Genomic DNA, 16378 nt, shown 5'->3' with positions numbered 1-16378 from the left:
GCCCGCTGCGGCGCGAGGGAATATAGATGGCTTGCTTGCTCTGTTGCGGGCCGAGCGCCGGGCCGCTCCCAAGCCGGCCCGCGGATGGCGATGTGCTCGCGGCTCGACGCCGCGAGCATCGCCGTCCCCCCGGGGGCTGAGGCCGGACACATCGCGCCCAGTGGGCGGGATGTGCCTGCCGAAGGGCTGCGGCGCAAGTCGCAGCGCGGTCTGCAAGACCGGCCAGGCACGCCGGCGTTCAGCGCGGCGGGGATGGACGAGGGGCTCACAGGATTCGCCGTTCACGGATGACGTCGGCGTAATAGAGGGCAGACAGCTTGGGCGTGCGCACCTGCGTCTCGTAGTCGCAGTGCACGATGCCGAAGCGGCGCTGGTAGCCGTCTTCCCACTCGTAGTTGTCGATGAAGCTCCACAGGAAGTAGCCGTGCAGCGGCACGCCGTCGCCAATGGCGCGGTGGGCTTCGCGCAGGTGGTTGCGCAGGAAGTCGCGGCGGTGCAGGTCCAGCACCTCGCCGTTCACGACCGGCTCGTCGTTGTAGCCGCAGCCGTTCTCGGTGATGTAGAGGGACTTGTGGCCATAGCACTCGTGGGCCAGGCGCGTGGCCCAGTAGATGGACTGGGGCACGAGGCGCAGCCAGGGGCTGTCGGCGCGCGGGTAGTTGACGGGGTTGGGCAGGGCCTCGAAAGCTGCGCCGTTCCTGCCGGCGCGCACATAGGTGCCGGTGTAGATGTTCAGGCCCAGGTGGTCGGTGGGCAGGCTGATGAGGTCGAAGTCACCGGGGCGCACATCCGGCGCATCGGGACCGACGCGTTCGAGATAGTCGGCCGGGTAGTGGCCGGCATGCATGGCGCCCAGCACATGGGCGTTCTTCTCCAGGAACCAGGCCTTGGCGGCGGCGATGTCGGCGGGCGTCTCGGTGACGGGAATGCAGACGTCGAGGTTGTCGGTCAAGCCGACCTGCGCACCGGCACCGCCGAATTCGCGCACCGCGCGCACGCCGTGGCCGTGGCAGAGCAGGGCGTGATGGAAGGTCTGGTTGACGACGGCCGCGCTCTCCTGGCGACCCGGGGCCTTGGTACCCCAGCGATAGGCCAGTTCGGTGAAGCAACGGATCTCGTTCATCGTGATCCAGTGCTTCACTTCACCGGCAAAGGCCTTGACGACGGTATCGGCATAGCGGCCGAAGGCGTCCACCGTCACGCGCGAGGTCCAGCCACCGCGGTCTTCCAATGCCTGCGGCAGGTCCCAGTGGAACAGCGTCACCCACGGCTCGATGCCGTGCTTCTTCATGCTGGCAAACAGGCGGTGATAGAAGTCCAGCCCGGCTTGATTGAGCTCGCCGTCGCCGTTCGGGTAGATGCGCGGCCAGGCCAGGGACAGGCGGTAGTACTTCAGCCCCAGCGAGGCCATCAGTGCGAAGTCCTCGTCGAAGCGGTTGTAGTGGTCGCAGGCGACGTCGAGGGTGTCGCCGTCATGCACCTTGCCGGGTTCGCGGCTGAAGCGGTCCCAGATGGATTCGCCCTTGCCGTCGGTGAAGGCGGCGCCCTCGATCTGCGGGGCCGCGGCGGCAACGCCGAAGAGGAAGTCGGCGGGGAAGGGGCTGGAGTAGGTCAGGGAGAAAGTCATGAGAAGGCTGTTGCCGTCAGGGCGCCAGCATGGGAGTCAAAGTGGTGTCCAGGCTGCGGGCCCAGATTTCGTAGCCTTGGGGACTGAGATGCAGCCAGTCCGGCAGGATGTCCTTGGACAGCGTGCCGTCCGGGTTGGTGAGCTGCTTCCCGATGTCGAGGAAGACGACCTGGCGGCCGTCGGCAAGCGTGGGCAGCATCGCGTTGATCCTGGCGTTATGCCGGCGCATCAGGTCGTCGGGCTTTTCGCCGCGCGGGAAGAGGGCCAGCAGCAGCACCCTGGCCTGCGGCTGGCGCTTGCGGATCTCGTCGAGGTTGCGCTTGATGCCGGCGACGGTGAACGCCGGGTCTTCGAGCCGGTCGCCGGTGTTGTTGGTGCCGATCATCATGACGACGGCCTTGGGCGCCATGCCGTCCAGCTCGCCATGCTGGAGACGCCACAGCAGGTTCTCGGTGCGGTCGCCACCGAAGCCCAGGGCCACGGCGTTGTACCTGGCGAAGTGCGCGGCCCAGGCGGCCTTGCCTTCGTTCTCCCAGCCCTGGGTGATGGAGTCGCCCAGGAAGACGAGGTCCACCCGCCGGCCGGCCTCGCGGTGGGCCTTGATCTCGGCCAGCTTGGCTTCGTGGCGCGGCAGCCACCAGTCCACCGCCCAGGATTCCTGCAGGCGTTCGGGCGTCACCGATTGCGTGCGGTAGTCGGGGCAGGCGGTCGTCGCCTTGCCCGTCTTGTGGATGCGCAGTTTGCTGATCTGCACTTCACCACTGCCAGTGCCTTCCAGCGTGAAGGGCACGTTGACGGCGGAGAAGTCATCGCCCTCGCGCGCGAAGCATTTCAGCGCGAAGGACAGGTGTTGCCTGCCTTTGCCGATCAGCTCACGGCCGGCGAACAGGAAGGGGATCTTGCGCTCGCAGTCCTTGCCGCAGCCGAGCTTGAACTTCATGCCGCCATGGGCGAGGTCGATGACGCTGAGGTCGAACTCGACGGTGCCGGCGGCCAGGTAGGGGTTGAGGTTCAGCGGTGCGCGGTCCTGCCAGCGCAACTGCGCGATCCAGGAGTTGCTGAACTGCAGCGTCAGCGCGCCATCGTCACCGCGGCGGGCCGCCACATGGCTGTCGGGCACGCGCGGGTTGGCGGGCTTGGGCACGGTGACACGGTCGGTGTCGAGCTTGGCCTCGCCTTCGAAATCGGTGACGGCGACGGACCAGCCCTTGGCGGGGCGGCCGGTGTCGAGGTCGAGTGACTGCGCTGTCAATGGCAGCAGGGCAGTGAGTGCGAGCAGCAGAAGACGGTTCATGTCAGAGGAAGTCCTGGGCGTTCAGCTTGCGCGTCTGGCCGGGCTTGAGTTGAAGGTCGACGACGCGTTCGCCCACGCGAACGCGGCCACCGCCAGCGCCGGCCACCGAGCGCACGGAGGCGCTCGTGACGCGGCCGCGGGCCCAGGCGATGTCGACCTCGAAGCCGCCGCGTGCGCGCAAGCCCTTGACCGAGCCCTCGGGCCAGGCGGCAGGCAAAGCGGGCAGCAGGTCGATCACGCCGTCCTGCGATTGCACCAGCATCTCGGCCATGGCCGCGGTCGCGCCGAAATTGCCATCGATCTGGAAGGGCGGGTGGGTGTCGAAGAGGTTGGGGTAGGTGCCGCCCTGATGAACCTCGGCACCGGCCCGGGCGGCCTTGGCGCCGGGCTGGGCCAGCAGGCCGCGCAACAGGCTGTGGGCATGGTCGCCATCGCGCAGCCGCGCCCAATAGGCCATCTTCCAGGCCATGGACCAGCCGGTGCTGACGTCGCCGCGCGCTGCCAAGGTCTTGCGAGCCGCTGCGGCGAGCTCGGGCGTGCGGGCCGGCGAGATCTGCCGGCCGGGGAAGAGGGCAAACAGATGGGAGACGTGGCGGTGGGTGTCCTTGGGCGTGTCCAGCAGCGGGTCCTTCAGCTCGTCCTGCCACTCCAGCAACTGGCCCCAGCTGCCGACGCGTGGGCCGGCGAGGCGGTCGCGCGTGTCAGCTGCATGCTGGCTGGCGGTGTTGTCGCCGAGCACTTTCGCTGCTGCGGCGATGTTGTCGAACAGGTCCCACAGGATTTGCTGGTCGTAGGCCACGCCGTCCTGGATGGGGCCGTGTTCGGGCGACCAGCCATTGGGCGCGACGAGCTTGCCGTCGGCCGTTTCCCTGAGCCGGTCTTCCCAGAACTCACCGACCTCCTTCAGCACCGGCCAGGCGATGTCGCGCAGGAAGGCCTTGTCCTGCGTGAAGGCGTAGTGTTCCCAGAAGTGGCGGGCATACCAGGCGTTGCCCGTCATGTTCCAGAGGTAGCCCTGGGCACCGAAGGGGTTGGTCTCGGTGCGCAGCGTCCAGCCACGCACGGGCTTGCCGGCGGCGGTGAGAAATGTCTCGATGGGCGGCTGCACCGATTTGTCCCACGGTGGCGTCTCGGCCGGCAGGGCATTGGCGTCTTTGAGCGCGAGTGCTGCACGATCGGCGACGGGTCGGCGCCACTCGGGAATGAGTCGCTGCACGAAGCGGTGCAGCGGCCGCGCGGCCTCGGCCAGGTTGGTCGGCTCGGCCGGCCAGTAGTTCATCTGCAGGTTGATGTTGGAGTGGTAGTCCGCATTCCACGGCGGCGTCAGGCTGTCGTTCCACAGGCCCTGCAGATTGGCGGGCAACGAGTCACGCGAGCTGGAGACCAGCAGATAGCGGCCGAACTGGAAATAGAGCGCCTCCAGCTCGGGGTCGCCGCCGTCCTGGGTGTAGGCGGCCAGGCGGGCGTCGGTCGTCAGCGCGCGGCGCTCGGATGGGCTGGTGCCGAGGTCGAGCCGCACGCGACCGAGCAGCGCGGCCACGTCGCGCTCGTGTTCGGCGCGCAGCCGCGGCCAGGGCTTGGCGGCGGCGACCTGGGCCTGCACGCGCGGCAGCGGCGGCTGGCCGTCCGCAAAGCTGGTGCCGGCGGCCAGGATCAGCGTCAATGAGTTGCAGCCGCGCAGGACCAGCGTGTTGCCATCGACGGTCACGCTGCCGCCTTCGTTGAGCACGCGCAACTGGCTCGCATAGGCCAGGCCATTGGGCAGGCTGCCGATGGCGGTCAGCGTCTGGTTCGCGGCACTCAGCGCGGCGCCGTGGCGGTCGGTCAGCGCGATGCGGCCGTAGTAGCGGCCGGGCTGGTCGGCCGTCAGCCGCCAGGCAATGACCTGGGCCGGGTGGCTGGCGATGGCTTCGCGGGTGAAGCGGACCCCATCCCGGGTGTAGCTGAGGCGGTTCACTGCCCGCGCGAGATCCAGCTCGCGGCGATAGCCGCTCACCGGCCCGTCCTCGAGTTCCAGCACGACATCGCCGAACGGCTGGTAGGCACCCATGGCCTTGGCGTCCCCGGTCCACAGCGTGATGTCGTTGAACTGCAGCCGGTCGCGGGCGACCTGGCCGAACAGCATGGCGCCCAGGCGGCCGTTGCCGATGGGCAAGGCCTGCTGCTCCCAGCCCTTGGCCGTGTCCGGCGCGGGCTGGGCATAGCGCAGCACCGGCTCGGCAGCAGCCAAGGGCGGGGCCAGCGCGAGGCCGCAGGCCAGCAGCAGCGGACGAAGCAGGATCACCTGGCGCGGCCCATCTTGACCTTGAGCATGACGGGCTCGGCGGGCAGGTTCAGGCCGTAGTCGACCTGGTCACCATTCCAGACCCGCTCCATGACCCAGCGCCCCTTGTCGTCGAAGCGGCCCTGCTCGGTGCGCAGCATCATGCCGCTGGTGCCGGCGGCGGGCTCCATGCGCACGCGCACGCGCTGGCCGATGATGAGGAACTCGTCGGGCGCGACCTGAGCGATGGCGGCGCCGCCGTTGGGCTCTTCGGTGCCGGCTGCCGGCTTGGCGAACTCGCCGCCCCAGCTGGCTTCGCCGAAGCGGCCCAGGCGGTAGCTAAGCTTGGCCGTCCAGCCGGGGAAGTCCAGTTGCTGCGGCTTGCGGTCGTCGGCTTCACCGATGCCTTGCGTCTTGCCGTCGAAGGCCCATTGCGCCCACTGGCGCTGGATGGGCGCGAACATGCGGTAGACGCGCTCGAAGGGCTCGACGAGAGTCTTGTCGGTCGCGGTCGTGCCCAGCGGGTAGTTGGTGTAGTTGAAGTAGTCGATGCCGAACGGCGACACGCCGATGGCGCCGCGGCCCAGCATCGCGTAGAGGAAGCGGCCGTAGCCTGGCTTGGTGCCGATCTCGGGCACCCACAGTGCGTTGTCGATGCGGCCGAACAACCGCAGGTTGGCGTTCACCTGATCGGATTCGACGCTGTAGATGTCGGGGCTGACGATGTCGAGCGCAGGTGCCGCGGCCTTGTAGATGTCGATGACGTCCCAGGTCGGACCGCCGCTGGCGAAGTCCTTGTTCCAGGGCTTGGGCGGCTGCTCCAGCGGGTTGCGCAGCGCGTTGTTGACGTACATCGGCAGCTCGTAGACGGCCTTGCCGGCTGCGGCGATCTCGCCGATGTAGCGGGCGATCGCCCAGGCGTGGAAGTACTCGTCGGCGTAGTCGCCATAGACCTCGCGCCAGTTGCCTGCGGTTGTGGATGCCGCAGCGAGCTTGGGCTTCTGACGGGCCAGCACGGCGGCCGGCACCGGCTGCTCGAAGGCGGCCTGCGCGGCGGGCGCGAAATCACGCACCAGGCCATAGGTGCCGACCTCGTTCTCGACTTGCACCATCAGCACGGTGCGCTCGGCCGAATCGATCTTCTTCAGGTGGCCCATCAACGCGACGAATGCCTTCTTGTCGGCCTTCAGCGTCTCGGCGCCAAAAGGGCTGAGGCTGTAGTTGGGCTTGCCTTCGCGGTCCAGGTTGGCCGGGAAGCGCTTGGGGTCGAGCTTGACCCACTCGGGCGTGTACTGGGCGCTGGTGTTCTTCCAGGTGGCGAACCACAGGATCACCAGCTTCTTCTTCTGCTGGCGGGCTTCCTTGACGAGGGTGTCAACGAAGCTGAAATCGAACTTGCCCTCAATAGGCTCCACCTGCTCCCATGCCACCGGCATCAGCACGGTGTTGGCCTTGAGGTCGTTGGCCGCATCCCAGACGGGCTGGAGGGCGCCGGGGTAGTTGCTGGAGTTGTGGGCCTGGGCGCCGAGGATCAGGAAGGGCTTGCCGTCGACGAGCAGCGCATGGCGGCCGTCGCGGGTGACGAGGCGAGGTGCCTCGGCAGAGAACGCGGACGAGGCGGCCAGTGTGGCGGCGGACGCGAGCAGGGAGATCAGGAGTTTGCGCATCGGCGATCCGAAAAGAATCTGAAGGGGCTGAGGCAAAAAAAAGGCCGGCGGCGGTGTCAAACCACCGCCGGCAGGGCTAGCTGGCCCGGAGCTTAGTAGCTGTAGCGTGCCTGCACCGTGTAGCGCGGGCCGGTCGAGAACCAGGCGCGGCCCTTCATGCCGATGTGCTGCTGCATCAACTGCTTGTAGGTCGAGTCGGTCAGGTTCTGGCCTTCCAAGCCCACCGTGAACTGGTCGGTGATCTTGTAGAACACGCTGGCGTCGACCTGGCCGAAGCCGTCAGCCCAGGTCGGCAGGCCCCAGGCCACGTTGGTCTGGCCCTTGGTGGCGCTGGCCGGGTTGGTGTCCAGGCCATCGCCGCCCTGCGTCCCGTTCACGTTGACGTTCTGCAGGTATTTGGAGCGCCAGCTGTAGGCCACGCGCGCCGAGAACGGACCGCGGTCATACATGAAGGTCAGGTTGAAGGCGTTCTTCGACAGGTTCTGCAGTGGCAGGTTGCCGAAGGTGCGGCCGTCGACGTCGCAACCGTTCAGGTTCAGGTTGACGTTGGCCGCGCTGTTGCCACCCGAGCAGTAGGCCTGGTTGATCGGGGTCTTCGGCGTGGTCTTGCTGTCGACATAGGTGTAGTTGGCTTGCACGCCCAGGCCCGAGAAGGCTCCCGGCAGGAAGTCGAAGTAGGTCTGGTAGCTCAGCTCCACGCCGCTGGCGTGGCCGTCGGCGCCGTTGATGGGGCCGGTGACGGTGAAGTCATGCAGCTTGCCGGTGGTGTCCGGCAGTTGCTTGATGAACGTCTGGTTGAGGATGATGTCCCTGAGCTGCTTGTGGAAGATCGCGCCGGTCAGCGAGCTGGACTTGCTGATGTACCACTCGCCCGTCAGGTCGGCCTGGGTGGAGCGGATGGGCTTGAGCATCGGGTTGCCCGAGGCGTCACCCGTGAAGCTGACGCTGTCGACCGTGGTGACCGTGTTCGGGGCCGTGCCGGTGGTTGTCGACTTGAAGTCCTGCGAGAGCTTGGTGTAGGCCTGCAGCTGCGAGAAGTCCGGGCGCGAGATGCCTCGGCCAAGGGCGAAACGGTACTGCACGTTGTCGCCGGCCTTGAGGCGCAGGTTCAGCGTAGGCAGTACGTTCGTGTAGCTGTTCTTGTAGCTCTGCGCTTCGGAGTAGCTCGGCATGTTGGGCACGGCCACGCCGCCGGCGCCGACCGGGGCGGCCTTGCCGGTGAAGACGGTGTAGCCATTGGCGGTTGCCGCGGTGTGCACGACGCGCACGCCGACGTTGCCGTCGATGGGGTACTTCATGTCATCAAAGCCGAACCGCAGCTGGGCGTAGCCGGCCTGGCTGCGCTCGCTCTGGTCGTTGGTGCCGGCGGGGTCGGTGCCGAAGGTGGCCGGCGTCCAGGGGACGGACGACCAGCTCTGCGTGCAGGTGAAGCCGCCGGGGCCGTTCAGCGCCTCGCACTGCGCCAGGCCGTAGCCGTGCAGCGTCTGGTAGCTGCTCGGGTAGTTGCTGGCCATGGCCACGGTCGGCATGATCAGCGACGGGACCGAGGCCTTGCCGTTGAAGAAGTTGGTGAAGTTGTGGATCTGGGTGCCGGCCGCGTAGGCCGGGACGCTCAGGCGCGCCACGTCCTGGATGGCCCAGCCTTGTTGCCAGCTCTGCGTGATGGCGGCCCAGTTGTAGCCGGGCACCGAGTTCGTCGTCACCGCATCGCGATCGGTCAGGCGCAGGCCGAAGCGCAGGTCCTGCAGCACTGGATGGTCGAAGTTGTACTTGACGTCACCCTTCCATGCCTTCTCGGTGGCCTTGCTCTTGTCCATGTGCTCCATCGTGAACGCCCAGTAGTTCTTGGACGGGTCGAGCAGTGCAGCCTTGGAGGCGTCGTCGAAGATGAGGGTGGGGTAGGTACCGCGCAGGTCCAGCGTCTCCTTCAGCATCTGCACGCCAGTGGCGACGGTGGAATCGAAGCTGTCGGTCTTGGCCTTGATGAATTGCAGGTCGGACTTGATCGTCCAGCGATCGCTGGGCTTCCAGGTGACGTTCCAGCCCACGTCCTGCGTCGTCGAGTTGCGGTAGGACGTGCGGGTGTCGGTGCCGAAGTCGATAGGCGAGCCGTCGTTGTTGCTCAGCGTGCCGTAGAGCAGCGCGCCGTTGCTGTCGAACTGGCCGTCGGCAACCTGGATCTTGTACGGAGAAGACTGCGCGAAGATCGCGTTCTCAGCCCAGTCCATGCGGTACTTGGACTTGAAGTAGGTCAGCGACGATTCGACGGTGTCCTTCTTCCACTGCACGGCGGCGTAGTTGCCCTTGCGCTTGCGGTCGAACTCCAGCGTGCGCCACTGCGAGCCCTTGGGGATCCACAGCGTGGTGCCGGCGGCCTGGCCGGCGACGGCGTCGGTGCGCGGGTAATAGGGCTCGACCTGGAAGGCGTCCGTGCGCGTGCTGCTCTCGGATGAGGCCAGGCTCGCGAGCAAGCCGACGCGGCCGATGGGCGTCTCCCAGCTGTTGGACAGCAGGCCCGAGAAGGATGGCGTCGGCTTGCCAGCCTTGAGCTTGGAATAGCTTTCCTGGAGCGACAACGAGGCCTTGAAGCCGGGGTAGTCGAACGGCAGGGCGGTGCGCAGGTTGACCAGGCCACCGATGGAGCCTTCGATCTGCTCTGCCGAGGGGTTCTTGTAGACGTCGACAGCTGCCATCAGTTCAGGCGGCACGTCTTCAAAGTTCAGCGCGCGGCCACCGTTGGCGGAGAAGGAGTCGCGACCGTTCAGCTCCGAGCGGACATAGGTCAGGCCGCGGATGGTGACGCCGGAGCCTTCCACCGAGTAGTGCTCGGGGTCGCCCTTGGCCATGGTGCGGTCGATGGTCACGCCGACGATGCGCTGCAGCACCTCGGTGACGGAGCGGTCGGGCAGGGCGCCCATGTCTTCGGAGACGATGGAATCGACGATTTCATCGGAGTCCTGCTTGATCTTCTGCGCGGACTGCAGCGCGGCTCTCTTGCCGGACACGACGACCGTCTCGACCTTCTGGACGGGTGCCGATGCGGCGGGGGCGGGCGGCGTCTGGGCCAGCGCCATGCCGCTGCAAAGCAGAGCGGCTTGGGCGGCGGCCAGGGATACGGCGGTTCGGCGGTACTGGTTTTTCACTGTGTCTCCTCTCGTTGTCGTGGGGCTCTGGGCCTGTGTCTTACAGCTGGTTCGGAAAAGGGAATCAACATCGCCCGGGTCGACGGGCGCATGCTGTTGGAGCGAGGGTGTTCGTCATTGGCAGCGTTGTCGGTCCGGGTGTGCTGGGTGGCGCGGGGTCAATCGGGCGTGGAGCGGTCAGCCGCAGAAGCGGTTGACGAGGTTCTCGAAGACTTCCTGGCGGCCGGAGACCGGCGCCACATCCGTGTTCGCAATGAGCACCTGCTCGGCCAGGTCGGCGAGCGTGCGGCGGCCTTGCAGGATGTCCTGGCCGGCGCTCGTGTCCCAGCCGGCGTAGCGGCTGTCGACGGCGGCCTTCAGGCGGCCGTCGTTGATCATCTTTTCGGCGATCAGCAGGGCCTGGGCGCAGACGTCCATGCCGCCGATGTGGCCGTGGAAGAGGTCGGCCGCGTCGATGGACTGGCGGCGCACCTTGGCGTCGAAATTCAGGCCACCCGAGCCCAGGCCGCCGGCCTGCAGCACGTGGTACAGCGCGATGGCCGTCTCGGGCACGTTGTTGGGGAACTGGTCGGTGTCCCAGCCCAGCTGCGGGTCGCCGCGGTTCATGTCCAGGCTGCCGAGGATGCCGAGAGCGCCGGCGGTGGCGATCTCATGCTCGAAGCTGTGGCCCGACAGCGTGGCGTGGTTGGCCTCGATGTTGACCTTGACCTCTTTCTCCAGGCCATAGCGCACCAGGAAGCCGTAGACGGTGGCGGTGTCGAAGTCGTACTGGTGCTTGGACGGCTCGCGCGGCTTGGGCTCGATGAGGATGGCGCCCTTGAAGCCGATCTTGTGCTTGTACTCAACCACCATGTTCAGGAAGCGGCCGAGCTGGTCCATCTCCTGGCCGAGGCGCGTGTTCAGCAGCGTCTCATAGCCCTCGCGGCCGCCCCACAGCACATAGTTCTCGCCGCCGAGCTTGAGGGTGGCGTCCATCGCGTCGCGCACCTGCAGGGCCGCCATCGCGAACAGGGCCGGGTCGGGGTTGCTGGCCGCGCCGGACATGAAGCGGCGGTGGCTGAACAGGTTGGCCGTGCCCCACAGCAGCTTCAGCCCAGTGGCCTGCTGCTTCTCGCCGAGCACGTCGACCATGCGCAGGAAGTTGTCGTGGCTCTCGCGCGGCGTGGCGCCTTCGGGGGCGACGTCGCGGTCGTGGAAGCAGTAGTAGGGAACACCGAGTTTGGCGAAGAACTCGAAGGCCGCGTCGGCCTTCAGCTTGGCCAGCTCCATCGGGCTGCCGCCTTGGAACCAGGGGCGCTCGAAGGTCGCGCCGCCAAAGGGATCGAGACCGGTCCAGACGAAGTTGTGCCAGTAGCAGGCGGCAAAGCGCAGCTGCTCTTCCATGCGCTTTCCCAGCACGATGCGGTCCTTGTCGTAGTGCTTGAAGGACAGGTCGCTCTGGCTGTCGGCGCCCTCGTAGCGGATGGGGGCGATGTCGTGGAAATAGCTCGTCATGGTCAGAAGTCAGGCACCGCGCAGGCGGCGGTAGAGGTCACGGAAGCGCGCCAGGCGAGGAGCCAGGCGGGCATGGCGTTGGGGGTCGGGAGAGAAGAGGGCCGCAACGGGCGGCCGGGTGCAGACGGCGTTGACGTCGCCGCCTGCCGAGAGCCAGCCCAGGCGCGCCGCGCCGAGGGCGCCGCCGGCTTCGCTGCCGGTATGCAGCACGATGTCGACCTGAAGGGCGTCGGCGATCAGCTGGGCCCAGAAGAAGCTGCGCGAGCCACCGCCAACGAGAGACAGCTGGTGCACCTCCGTGCCCGCCTCGCGCAGCGCGGCCAGTCCGTCGGCCAGGCCGAAGGCCACGCCTTCCAGCACGGCATAGCTGCAGTCGGCGCGCGTGGTCTGCGCCTTCAGGCCGTGGAAGACGCCAGAGGCAAACGGGTCGTTGTGAGGTGTGCGCTCGCCAGCCAGATAGGGCAGGAAGATGGGCGCATTGACTGCGCTGTCATTTTGCGAAAGTTCGGCCAGCAATGTGGCCTCGTCGGCGCCGACGAGTTGGCAGAACCAGCGCAGGCAGCTCGCCGCCGACAGCATCACGCTCATCTGGTGCCAGCGCTCGGGCAGGGCATGGCAGAAGGCGTGCACAGCTGACGCCGGGTTGGGGCGGTAGCGGTCGTTGACGACGAAGAGCACGCCCGAGGTGCCCAGCGAAATGAAGCCGTCGCCCGGCCGCGTGGCGCCAATGCCGATGGCGCTGGCGGCGTTGTCACCCGCACCCCCGGCGATGACGACCTCGGGGCCGAGGCCCCAGGCCTTGGCCAGTTCGGGCTTGAGCACGCCGCTCGCCTGATTGCTTTCGACGAGGCGCGGCATCTGCGCGCGCGTCAGGCCACAGGCGGCCAGCAGCTCGTCGGACCAGTCGCGCCGCGCCACGTCCAGCCACAGCGTGCCGGCCGCGTCGGACGGGTCGGACACCTTGTCGCCGCTGAGCTGCAGGCGCAGCCAATCCTTGGGCAGCAGCACGCTCTTCACGCGGGCGAACACCTCGGGCTCGTGCTTGCGCACCCACAGCAATTTGGGCGCCGTGAAGCCGGGCATGGCGAGGTTGCCGGCGATGTCGTGCAGGCGCGGCGCGGCGGCCGTCAGCTCCTCGCACTCGGCGTGGCTGCGGCCGTCGTTCCAGAGGATGGCGGGGCGCAGCACGGCGTCGGCCTCGTCGAGCAGGACTGCGCCATGCATCTGGCCGGAAAGGCCGATGCCGCGCACGGCGGCAAACTCGGCGGGATGTGCCGCGCGCAGCTTGGCGACTGCGGCCTCCGTCGCCTGCCACCAGGCGGTCGGGTCTTGTTCGGACCACAGCGGCTCGGGCGAAGACAAGGTCAGCGCGCTGCCCGCCGTGCCGACGATGTGGCCGCTGTCGTCAAGCAGCAGCAGCTTGACTTCGGAGGTGCCGAGATCGATGCCGAGGAACATCAGATGGCCTCCTCGGCGTCCGCCATCACCGCGCCGCTGTCGGACAGCGGCAGGGCGGGGCGGGTCAGGCGGTAGCGCGCCAGCGCCGCAGCACCGACGGCGACGGCATTGGCGCCGAACATCGACGTGCGCACCGTCGGCGGCGGCAGGCTGGCCGCCGCGGCGTAGTCCAGCAGCGTGTCCAGCGCCGGCTTCAGGAAGGGCTCGCCCAGCTCGACGACGCTGCCGCCCAGCACGATGCAGGCGGGGTCGTAGGCGGTGGCCAGGTTCTGCAGCAGCACGCCGAGATAGCGGCCGGCCGAGTGGACGGCCTTCATCGTCTCGGCGTCTGCGTCGACGAGATGGGCGCGCACCTCGGCCAGCGACCGCAGGGCCGCCTCGTCGCCACTGCCGTGCAGCATGGCGCGCGTCGCAATCAGTGCTTCGGCGCAACCACGGCGGCCGCAGGAACAGCGCGGGCCGTTGAGCTGCAGCACCATGTGGCCGACCTCGCCGGCGAAGCCGCGGTTGCCGGTCAGCAGGCGGTCGCCGACGATGACGCCGGCGCCCAGGCCCTGGTTGATGGAGACGTAGAGCAGCGGATCCGACGCGGGCGCGGGGTTGAACTCCATCTCGCCCAGGGCCGCCACATCGGCTTCGTTCTGTATGAAGAGGGGCACGCCGGCGAGCGAAGTGTCTTGCAGCTTTTCGCCGAGCAGGGCGCCGAAGGGGATGTCGCGCCAGCCGAGGTTGGGGGCGAAGTGCAGCACGCCGCGGGCCTCGTTGACGCCGCCCGGCAGGCCGACGCCGATGCCCAGGATCTGCTGGCTGGCATCGAGCTGCCTGCGCAGCTTGAGCAGGGCCGTGGCGAGGCTGGCGATGCAGGCCTTGGCCGTGCGGCTGGCACCGTAGTTGGCCACCGTCCAGGCCTGCACGTCGCCGGTCAGCGAGGTGGCGACGACGCGCACGGATTCGATGCCGACCTCGGCGCCGAGCAGCAGCAGGCGGGTCGGGTCGATGAAGAGGGGCGTGGGGCGGCGGCCCAGGTCGCCGGTGGCGACGACCTCGCGTTCGATGAACCAGCCCTCACTGATCAGCTCGCGCGCCAGCATGCTGACGGTGGACTTGGTCAGGCCGACGGCCCCGGCCAAGTCGGCGCGCGACAGCCCCGGGTGGGCACAGAGGTGCCTGACCAGCGCCATGCGATTGATGACCTTGAGCAGCTGTTGGCTGCCTGCGGCTTCGGCCTGCATTTGTCTCCTAGAGATACCCATGCTTTGACGGGCTTGAGGCCATATTAGTTCGGCCATCGAACGAAGTAAATACGGTGTTGACCCCTATCGCGATCGGTCCCACCTCGCCGAAGATCGCGCCGCCCACCGGTTGCGCGGTGAGGCTCCATAAAAACTGGCCCGAGACAGCCAATGCCTGATTCCCCCATCCGCAAGATCGTCATCGTCGGCGGCGGCACCGCCGGCTGGATGGCCGCCGCGCCGCTGGCCCAGCGCTTTGCGCAGGCCGGCCAGGGTGCGTGCGAGATAGCTCTGGTGGAGTCGCCCGACATCGGCACCATCGGCGTCGGTGAGGCCACGCTGCCGCCCATTCGCGCCTACAACCGCACGCTGGGCCTGGACGGTGCCGACTTCGTCAAGAAGACCCAGGGCAGCTTCAAGCTTGGCATCGAGTTCCGCGACTGGGGCCGCGTCGGCCACCGCTTCTTCCATGGCTTCGGCGACTTCGGCCCGGCCATCGAGAACCGCTCGGCCTGGCAGCACTGGCTGCGCCTGTCCCGCATCACCGACGGGCTGCCCGGCTACGAGGACTGGTCGACGTCCACCGTCATGGCGCGGCAAAACCGCTTCACGCCACCCGAAGGCGGCGCGGCGTCGGCGGCCAATGCCTATTCCTTCGCCTATCACTTCGACGCCGGTCTCTACGCCGCCTACCTGCGTGAGTACGCGATGGCGCGCGGCACCCAGCGCGTCGAAGGGCTGATCGTCGATGTGGAGCTGCGGCCGGAGGACGGCTTCGTCGCGGCCGTCAAGCTGGCCGACGGCCGCCGCATTGACGGCGACCTCTTCATCGACTGCTCGGGTTTCCGCGCCCTGCTCATCGGCGGCGCCATGCAGTCGCCCTTCGAGGACTGGAGCGCGCTTTTGCCCTGCAACAGCGCCCAGGCCGTGCCCAGCGAGCGCGTCGAGCCGCTGACGCCCTACACGACGTCGACGGCCAAGGCGGCTGGCTGGCAATGGCGTATCCCGCTGCAGCACCGCACCGGCAATGGCCATGTCTACTGCAGCCACTTCATCAGCGACGACGAAGCCGCCAGCACGCTGCTCGCCGGCCTGGACAGCAAGGCCCTGGACACGCCGCGCCAGTTGCGCTTCACGACCGGCCGGCGCAAAGAGGGCTGGGTGAAGAACGTCGTTGCCATCGGCCTGGCCTCGGGCTTCCTGGAGCCGCTGGAGTCCACCAGCATCCAGCTCATCATGGACGGCATCGGCCGCCTCATTCAGTTCTTCCCGGACAAGCATTTCAAGCCGCATCTGGCCGCCGAGTTCAATCGCCTGATGGCACGCCAGTACGAGTCCATCCGCGACTTCATCGCTCTGCACTACAAGCTGACGGAGCGCCGCGACTCGGAGCTGTGGCGCTACTGCGCCGCCATGCCCATCCCGGACTCGTTGGCCCACCAGATCGAGCTCTTCCGCAGCGCCGCCCGCGTCGCCATCTACGACCCCGACGGCTTCTCTGAGCCGTCCTGGGTGTCCCTCTTCCTCGGCCTGGGACTGCAGCCGGAAAGCTACGACCCCTTCGTCGACCACATCGAACCCCAGGCCCTGCTGCAGCACTTCGCGCGCCTGCGCCAGGCCATCGCCCAGACCGCGTCCGGCATGCCGGACCACGCTGACTACATCCGCCGCCACGTGCAGGCGCCTTCCCACCCCTGACCCCCAGCAAAGACCCCGACCACCATGAAGTTCACTGACGGACAGTGGATGCTTCAGCCAGGCGTCGCCGCGCACTACGCGGCCGAGGCCTACGCCATTGAAGTCCACGAAGACCGCCTCGTCGTGCTCGCCACGACGCGCCCCATCAAGCACCGTGGCGACACGCTGCAAGGCCCCACGCTGACCGTCACGCTGAGCTCGCCGCTCGAAGGCGTCATCCGCGTCAGCGTCGAGCACTTCGCGGCGTCCAGCACGCCGCGCCTGCACATCCCCATGGTCGGCGCCGGCAAACCGGCCGTGCAGATCGTCAACGGCGAGACCAAGGCCACGCTCACGTCCGGACCGATCTCGGTCGACGTCAAGAAGGGCGACGGCTGGGCGCTGACCTTCCGCGAAGGCGACCGCGTCCTCACCAAGAGCGACTGGCGTGGCCTGGGCTACATCCAGTACGCGGGCAAGGGCAATTACGTCCACGATCAGCTGTCGCTGGCGGTGGGCGAGA

The 16378-nt window shown here is 67.8% G+C and carries 10 protein-coding genes; 2 read left to right on the top strand and 8 right to left on the bottom strand.

Features of this window, described 5'->3' with window-relative positions:
• Positions 1-265 precede the first annotated feature (265 nt).
• The 8 genes from AC1D2H_RS28710 to AC1D2H_RS28675 form a co-directional block, all read right to left on the bottom strand.
• Positions 266-1627, bottom strand: coding sequence for a GH1 family beta-glucosidase (locus AC1D2H_RS28710; RefSeq protein ID WP_478013251.1), 1362 nt, complete (start codon positions 1625-1627; stop codon positions 266-268).
• Positions 1628-1643: 16 nt separating this feature from the next.
• Positions 1644-2921: a GDSL-type esterase/lipase family protein gene (locus AC1D2H_RS28705; protein ID WP_478013250.1), complete on the bottom strand. Its 1278-nt coding sequence runs from the start codon at positions 2919-2921 to the stop codon at positions 1644-1646.
• A 1-nt stretch (position 2922) separates the two neighbouring features.
• Complete coding sequence (locus AC1D2H_RS28700; protein ID WP_478013249.1) at positions 2923-5205, bottom strand: glycoside hydrolase family 95 protein; 2283 nt, start codon at positions 5203-5205, stop codon at positions 2923-2925.
• Entirely contained in the window at positions 5202-6851 is a 1650-nt protein-coding gene (locus AC1D2H_RS28695; protein ID WP_478013248.1) for a DUF5597 domain-containing protein, read from the bottom strand. The genes AC1D2H_RS28700 and AC1D2H_RS28695 overlap by 4 nt, the downstream gene beginning before the upstream one ends.
• A gap of 92 nt (positions 6852-6943) precedes the next feature.
• Positions 6944-9994 carry a TonB-dependent receptor gene (locus tag AC1D2H_RS28690; RefSeq protein WP_478013247.1) on the bottom strand — a complete coding sequence of 1017 codons (3051 nt, stop codon included), beginning with the start codon at positions 9992-9994 and terminating at the stop codon, positions 6944-6946.
• 177 nt (positions 9995-10171) lie between these two features.
• Complete coding sequence (gene xylA, locus AC1D2H_RS28685) at positions 10172-11488, bottom strand: xylose isomerase (protein WP_478013246.1); 1317 nt, start codon at positions 11486-11488, stop codon at positions 10172-10174.
• Positions 11489-11497: 9 nt separating this feature from the next.
• Positions 11498-12946: a xylulokinase gene (gene xylB / locus AC1D2H_RS28680; RefSeq protein WP_478013245.1), complete on the bottom strand. Its 1449-nt coding sequence runs from the start codon at positions 12944-12946 to the stop codon at positions 11498-11500.
• Positions 12946-14178: an ROK family protein gene (locus AC1D2H_RS28675; protein WP_478013244.1), complete on the bottom strand. Its 1233-nt coding sequence runs from the start codon at positions 14176-14178 to the stop codon at positions 12946-12948. Before AC1D2H_RS28675 ends, xylB begins: the two co-directional genes overlap by 1 nt.
• Positions 14179-14349: 171 nt before the next feature.
• Here AC1D2H_RS28675 and AC1D2H_RS28670 point away from each other — a divergent pair, with 171 nt between their 5' ends.
• A complete protein-coding gene (locus tag AC1D2H_RS28670) occupies positions 14350-15876 on the top strand; it encodes a tryptophan halogenase family protein (RefSeq protein ID WP_478013243.1) in 1527 nt (508 codons plus the stop codon).
• 24 nt (positions 15877-15900) lie between these two features.
• Positions 15901-16378 (top strand): hypothetical protein (locus AC1D2H_RS28665; protein ID WP_478013242.1); only part of this gene is annotated, 478 nt, incomplete at its 3' end.

The sequence above is a fragment of the Roseateles sp. P1_C1_2 genome (genome assembly GCF_056406535.1).
Note: the sequence above shows the minus strand (reverse complement) of the source record. Positions and strands in the feature narration are given on the sequence as shown.

Excerpts from the sequence above, each read along its gene's own strand:
- AC1D2H_RS28710 (WP_478013251.1), bottom strand. The coding sequence starts at position 1,627 with ATGACTTTCTCCCTGACCTACTCCAGCCCCTTCCCCGCCGACTTCCTC.
- AC1D2H_RS28705 (WP_478013250.1), bottom strand. The coding sequence starts at position 2,921 with ATGAACCGTCTTCTGCTGCTCGCACTCACTGCCCTGCTGCCATTGACA.
- AC1D2H_RS28695 (WP_478013248.1), bottom strand. The coding sequence starts at position 6,851 with ATGCGCAAACTCCTGATCTCCCTGCTCGCGTCCGCCGCCACACTGGCC.
- xylA (WP_478013246.1), bottom strand. The coding sequence starts at position 11,488 with ATGACGAGCTATTTCCACGACATCGCCCCCATCCGCTACGAGGGCGCC.
- xylB (WP_478013245.1), bottom strand. The coding sequence starts at position 12,946 with ATGTTCCTCGGCATCGATCTCGGCACCTCCGAAGTCAAGCTGCTGCTG.
- AC1D2H_RS28675 (WP_478013244.1), bottom strand. The coding sequence starts at position 14,178 with ATGCAGGCCGAAGCCGCAGGCAGCCAACAGCTGCTCAAGGTCATCAAT.
- AC1D2H_RS28670 (WP_478013243.1), top strand. The coding sequence starts at position 14,350 with ATGCCTGATTCCCCCATCCGCAAGATCGTCATCGTCGGCGGCGGCACC.